This is a genomic window from Pseudomonas sp. NFX98, from assembly GCF_047784845.1.
In the GTDB taxonomy this organism is placed as follows: Bacteria; Pseudomonadota; Gammaproteobacteria; order Pseudomonadales; family Pseudomonadaceae; genus Aquipseudomonas.
In genome coordinates this window covers 56081-68646 of the sequence record NZ_JBLNNF010000002.1, presented here as the reverse complement: position 1 = coordinate 68646, position 12566 = coordinate 56081, and the positions used below count along the sequence as shown (strand labels likewise).

The window sequence follows — 12566 nt, the reverse complement described above, 5'->3', positions numbered from 1 at the left end:
ATCAGATGTTCCAGCGCGGCGCAGTTTTAGCCAGTCGCTGGCGCATCTCGCCAATGTTCGCGGCCAGTTGTTGAGTCAACAAACGGTAACCGTCGAGGGCGTTGTAGACCGGAGCATCGAGGCTGACGATCGGCAACTCCATAGGACGATTCAAGCGATGGACGACGCCGGTCTTCAGCGCCCGGGCCATGCCGATCAGTTGCACGTGGATCAACTGGTGCTCTGCTTTCAATGCCGAGCGCAGGCGAGCCACGGTCTCGGGGTCACTGGTATCCGGTCGGGCATTGGCAAGAATCTCCAGCGTACTGACACACAGGCGTAGCTGACGCTGAATGGCATCGAGTTCGTTCATGGAAATCTTCACCTCCTTGGATACCGATGGCATCAGCGAACGCAGTTGCACCATCACGGTATTCAGGCGCCCCATCAGCTTGAGGTGTTCGTCAGCGGTGACGGGTTGGCCGTTGATAATGCGCCCATAGATCGTCGCGCAATCACGCAAGGCATCGGCCAGGTTGTAGCGCCAGGAATAGACCGCATACAGCGGCAGGGCAAAGGAAAACGCCAGGGCCAGGGCAATGCCGATCAGGATGTCCACCCCGCGCCATAAGCCGTCAGCGACTGGATTGTCACCATGCCCTGCGACGATGAATACGGTAATTCCCGCTAGCAGCGCGGTGTAGCCACCTTTGCCGATGGCGTGGTACGAGAAAAAACCGCACACCCCGGCCATGGCGAAATAGGTCAGCCACGGCATGCCGAGCCAGGATTGCTGGACCACCAGGACCAGGCCGACAGCCGCTCCAACCAGGGTGCCGATCGCCCGTTCCGCAGCTTTTTTGCCGATGTTGCCGTGGTGCTGCAAGCCGCCGATCACCACCAGCATCGTCACCGACGCCCACTCACCGTGAGGCAGGTTGATGCCGGTGGTCAGCGCGATCGACGCCAATAACCCGAGCGACACACGCACCGCATGGATCATCCGCGCATGGCGATAGCGCTGGTACGGGTCCAGCAGCGGACGCAGTAACCGGCGCAGTAGCGGTGGCAGGCGAAGCGTGGTGGGTGTGCTCAGGTTTGCGCTCCTCAGAAGATGTAATCAGTGGTCAGGAAGCTCGAACTGCGGCCGCTGATGATCTCGCTGATCAGATCCTTGTTGGTCTCCTGGAATTTGGTCGCCACCAATGTACGGATCGAAAACACCCGTAAGGCGTCATGCACCGACAAGGTGCCCTCGGCGGAGTTTTTGCGGCCGTTGAACGGATACGTGTCGGGGCCGCGCTGGCACTGGGCGTTGAGATTGATGCGCCCGACCTGGTTGGCAAAGGTGTCGACCAGGCGGCCAACCGCGACCGGGTTGGTACCGAAGATGCTCAGTTGCTGGCCGAAGTCTGACTCCAGGACGTAATCGATCACCGTGTCCAGATGACGGTACGGCACGATCGGCACCACCGGGCCGAACTGTTCTTCCTGATAGACACGCATCTGCGGCGTCACCGGATACAGCACGGCGGGATAGAAGAACGAGGCGCGAGCCTCGCCGCCATTGGGGTTCACCACTTTCGCCCCTTTGCCCACGGCGTCGGCCACCAGCGAATGCAAATAATCGACCTTGCCCGATTCCGGCAGCGGCGTCAGGGCCACGCCACTTTCCCACGGCATGCCCGGTTTGAGGGTGGCGAGTTTGGCGTTGAATTTCTCGATGAAGGCATCGACCACATCTTCATGGACGAAGAGTATTTTCAACGCGGTGCAGCGCTGGCCGTTGAATGACAGGGAACCGGTAACGGCCTCGTTCACGGCGTTGTCCAGATCCACCTCCGGCAGGACGATGCCGGGGTTCTTCGCATCCAGCCCCAGCGCCGCACGCAAGCGGTGAGGGCGTGGATGCAATTTCTTCAGGTCACTGGCGGCTTTGTTGGTGCCGATGAACGCAAAGATGTCGATCTTGCCGCTGGCCATCAGCGCGCTGACCGTTTCGCGACCGCTGCCGTAGATCACGTTGATCACTCCGGCCGGGAAGCTGTCGCGGAAGGCCTCCAGCAACGGACGAATCAACAGCACGCCGAGTTTCGCCGGTTTGAACACCACGGTGTTGCCCATGATCAGCGCCGGAATCAGCGTGGTGAAGGTTTCGTTCAACGGATAGTTGTAAGGCCCCATGCACAGCGCCACGCCCATCGGTACGCGGCGGATCTGCCCGAGAGTGTCCTGCTCCAGTTCGAAGCGGCTGGAGCGGCGGTCGAGTTCCTTCAGGGCGTTGATCGTGTCGACGATGTAATCGCAGGTGCGGTCGAACTCTTTTTCCGAATCCTTGAGGTTCTTGCCGATTTCCCACATCAGCAACTTGACCACGGCCTCGCGTTGCTCACGCATGCGCCCGAGGAAGGTTTCGACGTGCTGGATACGCTCGGCCACGCGCATCGTCGGCCACAATCCCTGGCCACGATCATAGGCGCGCACGGCGGCGTCGAGGGCGGTTAAAGCCGTTTCGGCGTCGAGCAGCGGCGTACTGCCGAGGATCACTTGTTCGTCGCCATTCGCGCCGCTCAGGTATACCGGGCTGCGCACTTGGGCGAGGGCGCCGGGCCAGGTGTTCAGGACGCCGTCGACCAGGTATTCGCGTTGCTCGATCTGGCCGTCGAGACGGTATTTTTCCGGGATGCTGCCGGCCTCGGGAAACAGGTTGCCAAGGAGATCTGCTGTGCTCATGTCGCTACCCCGTTTGAGATGGCGGCGAGTCTCGCCCACTGTAGGAGCGAGCTCGCTCGCGAAGGTCGTGAACGATAACGCGTAAAATCAGACGCCCGCTGTGGTTTTGAGTTTTTCGCGAGCAAGCTCGCTCCTACATACGTCAATCAAGTGGCGATGGGCAGAGTAGAGGGGTCAAGGGTTTGGATCTTGTGCTTCAAGCGTAGACCGCTTTACCCGGTTCTTGAAACGCGACTTTTGACCTTTGAGCACACAACAGCCGGTGCTGCGGTTAAACTTCGCGCTCTTTCTAAAGGAGTTCACATGAGTCACTACCAGCCGGGCATTCTCGCCACCCCTGTTCCGCCTCACGCCCGCCACATGTTCTTTGCTCTCGAATCTGCTGCTGAACTGCCAGCGGCACTCGACAAGTTGATGCAGCTGGTGGACGGCAAGTCGGCAGTGGTGGGTTTCGGTGAATCCCTGGTCAAGGCGCTTGATTGCAATATTGAAGGTCTGCGAGTGTTCCCGGCGTTGACTGGCGTCGGCGTGGACAATCCGTCGACGCAACAGGCGCTGTGGTGCTGGTTGCACGGCACTGATCGTGGCGAGTTGCTCAATCGCAGCAACGCCTTTGCCGCCGCACTGGCACCGGCGTTGCGCCTGGTACAGGTGACCGAAGGTTTCCGCCACCGCGATGGCCACGACCTGACCGGCTATGAAGACGGCACCGAGAACCCTCGCGATGAAGCCGCTGCGGCTGCCGCGCTGGTGGTCCAAGGCCCTGAAGGCATGATCGGCGGCAGCTTCGCTGCGATCCAGCAATGGCAGCATGACCTCCAGCGCTTTCACGCGATGCCATCCCATGAAACGGACGACATCATGGGTCGCCGCCTGAGCGACAACGAAGAACTCGATGACGCGCCGATCTCTGCCCACGTCAAACGCACCGCCCAGGAAAGCTTCGCACCTGAGGCATTCGTGGTCCGTCGTTCGATGCCGTGGATCGAAGACGAGCGTGCCGGCCTGATGTTCCTCGCCTTCGGTTTCTCCCTCGACGCCTTCGAAGTTCAGCTGCGACGCATGAGCGGTCTGGAAGACGGTATCACCGACGGTTTGTACCGCATCAGCCGGCCGATCACCGGTGGCTACTACTGGTGCCCGCCGTTGAAGGACGGTCGACTGGATCTGCGTGCACTGCGCCTCAGTTAATGATCAGGGAATGACTATGAACGTGGTGCGTTGGGGCATGATCGGTTGCGGCAGCGTCGCCGAGCGCAAGAGCGGGCCGGCCTTCTACAAGGCACCCGGCTCGGCGCTGGTGGCGGTGATGGGGCGGCGGCTGGAGGCGGTCAGCGACTATGCCGCGCGTCACGGCATCGCCCGGGTCTACACCGATGTCGACGCGTTGATCAACGATCCCGAAGTGGATGCGGTGTACATCGCCACGCCACCCGACAGTCATCACGCTTACGCCCTGAAGGTCGCCGCTGCGGGCAAGCATTGCTGCGTCGAAAAACCGATGTCGCTGAATGCCGGGCAAAGTCGCGAGATGCAAAAGATCTTTGCCGATGCCGGGCTGCACCTGTTCGTTTCCTACTACCGACGTTCACTGCCGCGCTTCCAGCAAGTGCGGCAGTGGCTGGAACAGGGGCGGATCGGCGAGGTCCGGCACCTGACCTGGACCCTGACCAAAGCGCCGTCGGCGACGGATCTGCAGGGCGCGGGCAACTGGCGAACCGATCCGGCGATTGCCGGCGGCGGTTACTTCGCCGATCTGGCCAGTCACGGCTTTGACCTCTTCCAATACCTGCTGGGCGATATCGTCGAAGTCGCCGGCTTCACTGCGCGGCAGGCCAGTTTGTATGCCGCCGAAGATGCCGTCAGCGCCAGTTGGCGGTTTGCTTCGGGAGCGATGGGCATGGGCTGCTGGAACTTCGTTGCCGATCGCCGCGAAGACCGCGTTGAAGTGATCGGCAGCAAAGGCCGGATCAGTTTTTCGGTATTCGATGAGTATCCGGTTGAGTTGCATGCCGATGAACAGCTCAGCCTGAATATCCAAAACCATGAGCATATCCAGTGGCATCACGTGTTGGGCATGAATGCACATATCCGTGGTGAAGCGCAGCATCCGGCGGTGGCTGGGGAAGCGCTGAAAACCGATTGGGTGATGGACCAGATCCTCAAGCGCGGTTAAAGAAAAGATCAAAAGATCGCAGCCTTCGGCAGCTCCTACACAGATTGCATTCCTGTAGGAGCCGCCGAAGGCTGCGATCTTTTGATTCTGCTTAACCTTATGCCCAAACAATATTTCTCAAGCCCGTTATTAGAACTCTAAGATCACGTCATAACTCGTTATAACAAGTGATCGTCATGACCGATAACGTTCTATCCCTCAGCAGCGTCCCACTGCACACCCAACTGCGCGACGTACTACGTGCGCGCATTCTCGACGGCGAATACCCGCAAGACAGCCAAATGCCTTCCGAAAGCGAGCTCGGCGCGTTGTTCAAGGTCAGCCGCATCACCGTGCGCCAGGCGCTTGGTGATCTGCAAAAGGAAGGGCTGATCTTCAAGATCCACGGCAAGGGCACGTTCGTCGCCAAGCCGAAAACCTTCCAGAACGTCAGCACCCTGCAAGGCCTTGCCGAGTCGATGACCGGGCGCGGCTACGAGGTGATCAACCGGCTGCGCAGTTTCAAATTCATCGCCGCCGACAAACTGGTCGCCGAGCGTTTGCAGGTCGCCGAAGGCGAGACCGTGGCGCAGATCAAACGCGTGCGTTTGATCAACCGCGAGCCGATTTCGCTGGAAATCACCTACCTGCCCAAAGCCATCGGCGAGCGTCTGGAGAAAGCTGATCTGGTGACTCGCGACATTTTCCTGATCCTGGAAAACGACTGCGGCGTAGCACTCGGTCATGCCGATCTTGCAATCGATGCAGTGCTGGCCGACAGCGACTTGACCCAGGCGCTGAACGTCGAACCGGGCTCACCGATCATGCGCATCGAGCGTCTGACCCACGATGCCGCAGGCCAGCCGCTGGACTTCGAACACCTTTACTACCGTGGCGATGCCTTCCAGTACCGCCTGCGGATCGACCGGCAAAAAGGGGAGCAGGCATGACGCGAAACACCCTCGAACAGGAATACGACATCGTCGTCATCGGCGGCGGCACGGCCGGCCCGATGGCAGCGATCAAGGCCAAGGAACGCAACCGCGATCTGCGGGTGTTGTTGATCGACAAGGCCAACGTCAAGCGCAGCGGTGCGATCAGCATGGGCATGGATGGTCTGAACAACGCGATCATTCCCGGCCACTCGACACCGGAGCAGTACACCAAGGAAATCACCATCGCCAACGACGGCATCGTCAATCAGGCGGCGGTGTATGCCTACGCCACCCACAGTTTTGAGACCATCGAACAACTGGACCGCTGGGGCGTGAAATTCGAGAAGGACGAAACCGGCGACTACGCGGTGAAGAAGGTTCACCACATGGGCGCCTACGTGTTGCCGATGCCGGAAGGACACGACATCAAGAAAGTCCTGTACCGGCAGCTGAAACGGGCGCGGGTGAGCATCACCAATCGCCTGGTCTGCACCCGTTTGCTCACGGATGAAGAGGGCGCGGTCAACGGCGTGATGGGTTTCGATTGCCGCACGGCCGACTTCCATGTGATCAAGGCCAAGGCAGTGATCCTCGCCTGCGGCGCTGCAGGGCGCTTGGGCCTGCCGTCTTCAGGTTACTTGATGGGCACCTACGAAAACCCGACCAACGCCGGCGACGGTTACTCGATGGCCTACCACGCCGGGGCCGAACTGGCGAACCTGGAATGCTTCCAGATCAACCCGCTGATCAAGGATTACAACGGCCCGGCCTGCGCCTACGTCACCGGTCCCTTGGGCGGTTATACCGCCAACAACAAGGGCGAACGCTTCATCGAGTGTGACTACTGGAGCGGGCAGATGATGTGGGAGTTCCACCAGGAACTGGAAAGCGGCAACGGCCCGGTGTTCCTCAAGCTCGATCACCTGGCCGAAGAAACCATCCAGAACATCGAGGAGATCCTGCACAGCAACGAGCGTCCGAGTCGGGGGCAGTTCCACGCCAATCGCGGCACCGACTACCGCACGCAGATGGTCGAGATGCACATCTCCGAAATCGGTTTTTGCAGCGGGCATTCGGCGTCCGGCGTGTGGGTCAACGAGAAGGCCGAGACCTCGGTCAAGGGTTTGTACTCGGCGGGCGACATGGCTGCCGTGCCGCATAACTACATGCTCGGCGCGTTCACCTATGGCTGGTTTGCCGGTAACAACGCGGCGGACTTTGTCGCCGGTCGCGAGTTTTCAGCGCTGGATGCCCAACAAATCGAAACCGAAAAACAACGGGTCTACGCACCGCTGGATCGTGAACACGGACTGCCACCGGCTCAGGTCGAATACAAGCTGCGACGCTTCGTCAACGACTACCTGCAACCGCCGAAAGTGACCAAGAAGATGCAAATCGGCCTGCAACGTTTCAGCGACATCCAGCGCGATCTCGATCAGATCAAGGCCCACAACGCCCACGAACTGATGCGCGCCATGGAAGTCAGCATGATCCGCGACTGCGCCGAAATGGCCGCCCGGGCCTCGCTGTTCCGTGCCGAAAGTCGCTGGGGGCTTTACCACTATCGGGTCGATCACCCGCAACGCAACGACAACGACTGGTTCTGCCATTGCCACCTGAAGAAGGGAGAAAACGGCCTGATGACCAGTTTCAAGAAAGCCGTCGAGCCTTACATCATCCCGCTCGACGTGGACGAAATGCAGGCTTACGACCGGTTGCGCGTCGGTGCCGATGCGGCTTGATCAAGACACTAGAGGGAAACCGTGAAATGGCCTACCAACCTCAGGAAATCTTCTTCCGCTCCAACGCCCCCGTCACGGTCGACGAGGACAAATGCATCGCCCACAAAGGCTGCACCGTGTGCGTCGACGTCTGCCCGATGGACTTGCTGGCGATCAACCCGGCCACGCAAAAGGCCTACATGGCTTTCGATGAATGCTGGTACTGCATGCCCTGTGAAAAGGACTGCCCGACCGGGGCGGTGAAAGTCGAAATCCCGTATTTATTGCGCTAAATGAAAGGACGCCATCGCTGCGATGCGGCGACCCGACAAGCCAGCTCCCACAGGGATTTGCAGTGGGACACAGATTTCGCAGGCACCAGAGAACCTTGTGGGAGCTGGCTTGCCAGCGATGAGGCCCGCACAAACACCCCAAAAAACGCCATCCGGCAACACCGGACGCCTGATTCACAACACCCCTCGTTTCCCACCACGCCCTGATCGTGGCGGAGACGAACATCCTATAAATGATTCGAGGGGAAACACTCATGATGTTGCGTGCAGCTTTGGCCGGTCTGGTACTGGCTTCATTCACCTTGTCGGCCTCGGCCGAAACCATCCGCATTGCCATCGGCACCCAGGACACCACGATCAACTGCGCCGCTGGCGGCCTGTTGATTCGCGAACTCGGGCTGCTGGACAAATACCTGCCCCACGACGGCCAATACAAAGACGCCAAATATGAGGTGGAGTGGAAGAACTTCACCAGTGGCGCGCCGCTGACCAATGAAATGGTCGCCGGCAAACTCGACTTCGGCGCCATGGCTGATTTCCCGGGTTCATTCAACGGCGTGGCGTTTGAAGCGGCGGGCAAGCACAGTCTGTTTATCAGCGTGTTGTCGGGCAGCACCAAGGGCAGTGGCAACGGCATCGTGGTGCCGAGCGCATCGGGCGTGCAGTCGCTGGCCGAGCTCAAGGGCAAGACCATTTCCGTGCCGTTCGCTTCCACCGCCCACGGCATGTTGCTGCGTGCCGTGGCGGCTCAAGGCTGGGACCCGCTCAAGGATGTGAACATCATTGCCCAGCCGCCGGAAGTCGCTGGTTCTGCGTTGCAGGCCGGCAAGATCGATGCCCACGCCGACTTCGTGCCGTTCGCCGAACTGTTCCCGAGCCGGGGCTTCGCACGCAAGATCTACGACGGCTCCCAGGCCGGCGCGCCAACCTTCCACGGTGCATTGGTCGATCAGGCCTACGCGAAAAAGTATCCGGAGATTGTGGTCGCTTATCTGCGCGCCAGCATCGAAGCCAATCAACTGCTCGCCGCCGAGCCTGAGAAGTACAGCGAGCTGATCGCCAAAGTCACCGGCGTCGACGCCGAGGTCAACTACCTGTTCCACGGCCCGCTGGGCGTGCAGACCCGCGACCTGAGCTGGAAACCGGAATACCGTCAGGCTGTGGGCACTGCGATCGACACCCTCAAGCTGTTGAAGAAGGCTGATCGCGGTCTCGATCTGAACACCTTCATCGACGATCAGTACATCCGCGCCGCCTTCAAGGCGTCGAACCTCGACTACACCGCGCAACTGGCGAACTACGCCCAGACGCCGCTCAAAGCCGTGGATGCTTCCAGCGGCAAGGCCATCACCGACTTCAGCCATGTGGCCGAAATCTGGGTGCGCGGCGAGCCGAAAGTCCGTCAATACGCCTCGGCGCAAGCGGCGTTTGCTGCGCTGAACACCCTGAAACAGGAAGGCAAGAACATCCGCGCGGTGTACACCCAGGCCAGCGACAGCGGGATCAAGCTGCTGGCCGATCAGGCGTGGTTTGCCAGTGATGCCAAGGGCCGTCTGAGTGCGTTCCTGCTCAAGGGCCAGGCCCAGCAATTTGCCTCGGCGCAGGGCGGCAAGGTGTTCGATTTCACGGATGCCACTGCGCAGGCTGTGGCGGTGCGCTAACCCCCCAACACCACGGTCCCCCTGTAGGAGCTGTCGAGTGAAACGAGGCTGCGATCTTTTTAAAGACAAGATCAAAAGATCGCAGCCTTCGGCAGCTCCTACAGGGGGACGTCATCGGGAAATGTGTATGTCTGGATCATATTCACGCTGGATTCCAAGAGCCGCATCCTTGCTGTTATGCCTCGTATTCTGGCAACTCGCCGCCAGCCACCACTGGAACCTCGGCCTCGTCACCTTCGCCAACGTGCCCACGCCGCTGTCAGTGATCGAAGCCGCATTCGGCCTCGGCGACTCCGGCAAACTCGCCCGGCACCTGAGCAGCAGCCTGAGCCGGGTCTTCGCCGGTTACCTCGCGGCGCTGATCATCGGCGTCGCGTTGGGCCTGGCGATCGGCCGCTCGAAATGGGCCGAGGATTTGTTGCTGCCGCCGCTGGAAGTGTTGCGTCCGATACCGGCCGTGGCGTGGATTCCACTGGCGATCCTGATGTTCCCGTCGTCGGAACTGTCGATGGTGTTCATCACCTTTACCGGCGCCTTGTTTCCGATCCTGCTCAACACCGTACACGGTGTGGAAGGCGTTGATCCACGGTTGATCGCTTCGGCAAAAAGCCTCGGGGCAGGGCGCCGGGCGATGTTGCTGGAAGTGATTCTGCCGGGCGCCGCGCCGAGCATCATCACCGGCCTCGCCATCGGCATGGGCACCTCGTGGTTCTGCCTGGTGACCGCCGAGATGATCTCCGGGCAATACGGCATCGGCTATTACATTTGGGAGTCCTACACCATCCAGAACTACCCCGACATCGTGGTCGGCATGTTGCTGATCGGCGTACTCGGGATGGGCAGCAGTCTGTTGATCAAACGCCTGGGCGGGTTGTTCACGCCTTGGCATCGACCACGAGGAAAAGCCTGATGAGCGTTTTTCAACACCCGGAGGGGCGGATCGATATTCGCGGTCTGTCGATCAGCCTGGGCGAGGGCAATGCGGCCTTCGAAGCCGTGCAGGGTCTCGACTGCCAGATCGAACCGGGGCAGTTCGTGTGCATTCTCGGGCCGTCCGGTTGCGGCAAATCCACGTTGCTCGGCGCCTTGGCCGGCCATCTGCAACCGCGCACCGGCAGCCTCAACGTCGATGGCGCGGCGGTGTCTGGCCCGTCGCCGCAGCGTGGCATGGTGTTCCAGCAGCACACGTTGTTTCCCTGGCGCACGGTGCGCGACAACGTCGCCTTCGGCCTGAAAATGCGCGGCGTCGGCAAGGCCGAACGGCACCGGGCCGCCGACGAAATCCTCGCCCTGGTCGGCCTCGAAGGTTTTACCGAGCGCTGGCCGGATCAACTCTCCGGCGGCATGCAGCAACGGGTGGAAATCGCCCGGGTGCTGGTCAATCGGCCACGGCTGTTGCTGATGGACGAACCCTTTGGCGCCCTCGATGCCTTGACCCGGTTGAACATGCAGGAACTGTTGCTGGACATCTGGACGCGCATTCGCACCACCGTGGTGTTTGTCACCCACGACATCGACGAAGCGCTGTTCCTCGCCGATCGCCTGCTGGTCATGAGTACACGGCCCGGCCGGATCATCGAAGACCTGCGCCTGGATTTCCCACGGCCACGCACCACTGAACTGGTGACGAGCCATGAATTTTCCCGTTTGAAGCGTCACTGCCTCGAACTGTTGCGTCACGAAGACGGTCGGCAGCTGCCTCGCCTGAACCCTCTCGGACTTCCCCCAGAAAACAAACTGCCGCGATTTGCCCTATGACCTCACTATTCGATGTAACCGATAACGAAGACATTCTCGCCCTGCAACCGCGCCTGACCGATGACGATGCCGGCGTGCGCCGCATCGCGCTGATCGAGCTGGCCGACCTGGAAGAGCCGGACGGCCTGCTGTGGCTGGTCAATCGATTGGCCGAAGACCCGACCCCGGAAGTCCGCTCCGAGGCCGCGCGGTTGCTCGAAGCCTGGGAGGACGCGCCGGTGGTCGAGGCGCTGTGCCAGGCACTCACCGATCCATCGGACGCCGTGCGGGCCGCCGCCGCGCAAAGCCTGAGCCTGCTCAAGAGTGAAGCGGCGGGGAAGGTGATTCTGCCGTGGACCGGGCATGCCGACATCGGTGTGCGTATCGCGGCGTTCAGGGCCTTGCGCGAATTGCGCTTTGCCGAGGCTTCGCCAGCGGCGTTGCTCGCGTTGGACGACAAGGACGCCAGCGTCCGGCGTGAGGCGGTCGGTGTGCTGGGCTGGCTCAAACAGCTCGATGCCTTGCCGGCGCTGGCGCGTCTGGCCAGCGCCGATACGGACGTCGAAGTTCGCCGCGCCGCCACCGGGGCATTGGGCCTTGCCTCCGACGAACAAGTCTTGCCGGCGCTGCGTCAGGCGCTGCGGGACGAAGCCTGGCAAGTGCGCGAGGAAGCCGCCACCACGCTGGGCAAGGTCGGGCACGTTGATGCGGGTTCGGCGTTGGTCGACGCCTTGACCGACGATTACTGGCAAGTGCGCCTGCGGGCCACCCGCAGTCTTGGTCGCTTGCGTTACGCCCCGGCCCTCGATCCGCTGATCGAAACCCTCGGCCATCGCATCAGCAACCTGCGCAAGGAAGCGGCGTTGGCCTTGGGCGAATTGAATGAACGCGGCGCCATCGCGCCATTGCAGGCCGCACAGGATGACGGCGATCCGGAAGTGCGCAAAGCCGTGCGCATCGCCTTGAGTCAGCTGCAATGAACCCGGTGGCGATTGGCAATTCCCGCAGCAAACAGCAGTTGCGATTGGGCTGGCCGGATGGTCGTGAACAACTGCTCGGCCACGCTGAACTGCGCCGACAGTGTCCGTGTTCGCAATGCCGGGCGTTTCGTTTGCGCGGGATGACGCCGCTGGTCGATGAGCGTGTGAGCGTGGTCGAACTGAATCCGCAGGGATATGGTTTGCAGCTGGTGTTCAGTGACGGGCATGAGCGCGGGATTTATCCGTGGGATTATCTCTCCAGCCTGACCTGAATCCTGTAGGAGCTGTCGATACCCGGCGCATCGGCGGAGTAATAGGCCGCCAGTTTGACCCCGTAGACGCTGAGAATGCCGTAGGCCTCGCTCTGATTGA

Annotated in this window: 12 protein-coding genes; 10 read left to right on the top strand and 2 right to left on the bottom strand. The window is 61.0% G+C overall.

All coding sequences use genetic code 11. The features are described 5' to 3' along the window. Position 1: 1 nt before the first annotated feature. Positions 2 to 982 (bottom strand): FUSC family protein, encoded by a 981-nt coding sequence (locus tag ACM110_RS02735; RefSeq protein ID WP_416126455.1) that lies wholly within the window; start codon positions 980 to 982, stop codon positions 2 to 4. Between the two features lie 104 nt (positions 983 to 1086). Next, entirely contained in the window at positions 1087 to 2712 is a 1626-nt protein-coding gene (locus ACM110_RS02730; protein ID WP_416126454.1) for an NADP-dependent glyceraldehyde-3-phosphate dehydrogenase, read from the bottom strand. Positions 2713 to 3015: 303 nt separating this feature from the next. Here ACM110_RS02730 and ACM110_RS02725 point away from each other — a divergent pair, with 303 nt between their 5' ends. From ACM110_RS02725 to ACM110_RS02680, 10 genes are all read left to right on the top strand, one after another. After that, on the top strand, positions 3016 to 3903 hold the full coding sequence (locus tag ACM110_RS02725) for a Dyp-type peroxidase (RefSeq protein ID WP_416126453.1): 888 nt from the start codon (positions 3016 to 3018) through the stop codon (positions 3901 to 3903). A gap of 16 nt (positions 3904 to 3919) precedes the next feature. Then, positions 3920 to 4888 (top strand): Gfo/Idh/MocA family protein, encoded by a 969-nt coding sequence (locus tag ACM110_RS02720; RefSeq protein ID WP_416126754.1) that lies wholly within the window; start codon positions 3920 to 3922, stop codon positions 4886 to 4888. A 176-nt stretch (positions 4889 to 5064) separates the two neighbouring features. Next, a complete protein-coding gene (locus tag ACM110_RS02715) occupies positions 5065 to 5817 on the top strand; it encodes a GntR family transcriptional regulator (protein ID WP_416126452.1) in 753 nt (250 codons plus the stop codon). Further along, on the top strand, positions 5814 to 7544 hold the full coding sequence (locus tag ACM110_RS02710; protein ID WP_416126451.1) for a fumarate reductase/succinate dehydrogenase flavoprotein subunit: 1731 nt from the start codon (positions 5814 to 5816) through the stop codon (positions 7542 to 7544). Before ACM110_RS02715 ends, ACM110_RS02710 begins: the two co-directional genes overlap by 4 nt. 26 nt (positions 7545 to 7570) lie before the next feature. Further along, positions 7571 to 7816 (top strand): 4Fe-4S dicluster domain-containing protein, encoded by a 246-nt coding sequence (locus ACM110_RS02705; protein WP_003180418.1) that lies wholly within the window; start codon positions 7571 to 7573, stop codon positions 7814 to 7816. 254 nt (positions 7817 to 8070) lie between these two features. Further along, on the top strand, positions 8071 to 9477 hold the full coding sequence (locus ACM110_RS02700; protein ID WP_416126450.1) for an ABC transporter substrate-binding protein: 1407 nt from the start codon (positions 8071 to 8073) through the stop codon (positions 9475 to 9477). Between the two features lie 127 nt (positions 9478 to 9604). Next, positions 9605 to 10387, top strand: coding sequence for an ABC transporter permease (locus ACM110_RS02695; protein ID WP_416126449.1), 783 nt, complete (start codon positions 9605 to 9607; stop codon positions 10385 to 10387). After that, the gene (locus ACM110_RS02690) at positions 10387 to 11235 is read left to right on the top strand and encodes an ABC transporter ATP-binding protein (RefSeq protein WP_416126448.1); all 849 of its coding nucleotides are present in this window, start codon (positions 10387 to 10389) and stop codon (positions 11233 to 11235) included. The genes ACM110_RS02695 and ACM110_RS02690 overlap by 1 nt, the downstream gene beginning before the upstream one ends. After that, a complete protein-coding gene (locus tag ACM110_RS02685) occupies positions 11232 to 12194 on the top strand; it encodes a HEAT repeat domain-containing protein (RefSeq protein WP_416126447.1) in 963 nt (320 codons plus the stop codon). Before ACM110_RS02690 ends, ACM110_RS02685 begins: the two co-directional genes overlap by 4 nt. After that, a complete protein-coding gene (locus ACM110_RS02680; RefSeq protein ID WP_416126446.1) occupies positions 12191 to 12466 on the top strand; it encodes a DUF971 domain-containing protein in 276 nt (91 codons plus the stop codon). Before ACM110_RS02685 ends, ACM110_RS02680 begins: the two co-directional genes overlap by 4 nt. The last annotated feature ends 100 nt before the right edge of the window (positions 12467 to 12566 follow it).

Coding starts and splice junctions, on each gene's coding strand:
- ACM110_RS02735 (WP_416126455.1), bottom strand. CDS start 982: ATGATCCATGCGGTGCGTGTGTCGCTCGGGTTATTGGCGTCGATCGCG.
- ACM110_RS02730 (WP_416126454.1), bottom strand. CDS start 2,712: ATGAGCACAGCAGATCTCCTTGGCAACCTGTTTCCCGAGGCCGGCAGC.
- ACM110_RS02725 (WP_416126453.1), top strand. CDS start 3,016: ATGAGTCACTACCAGCCGGGCATTCTCGCCACCCCTGTTCCGCCTCAC.
- ACM110_RS02720 (WP_416126754.1), top strand. CDS start 3,920: ATGAACGTGGTGCGTTGGGGCATGATCGGTTGCGGCAGCGTCGCCGAG.
- ACM110_RS02715 (WP_416126452.1), top strand. CDS start 5,065: ATGACCGATAACGTTCTATCCCTCAGCAGCGTCCCACTGCACACCCAA.
- ACM110_RS02710 (WP_416126451.1), top strand. CDS start 5,814: ATGACGCGAAACACCCTCGAACAGGAATACGACATCGTCGTCATCGGC.
- ACM110_RS02705 (WP_003180418.1), top strand. CDS start 7,571: ATGGCCTACCAACCTCAGGAAATCTTCTTCCGCTCCAACGCCCCCGTC.
- ACM110_RS02700 (WP_416126450.1), top strand. CDS start 8,071: ATGATGTTGCGTGCAGCTTTGGCCGGTCTGGTACTGGCTTCATTCACC.
- ACM110_RS02695 (WP_416126449.1), top strand. CDS start 9,605: ATGTCTGGATCATATTCACGCTGGATTCCAAGAGCCGCATCCTTGCTG.
- ACM110_RS02690 (WP_416126448.1), top strand. CDS start 10,387: ATGAGCGTTTTTCAACACCCGGAGGGGCGGATCGATATTCGCGGTCTG.
- ACM110_RS02685 (WP_416126447.1), top strand. CDS start 11,232: ATGACCTCACTATTCGATGTAACCGATAACGAAGACATTCTCGCCCTG.
- ACM110_RS02680 (WP_416126446.1), top strand. CDS start 12,191: ATGAACCCGGTGGCGATTGGCAATTCCCGCAGCAAACAGCAGTTGCGA.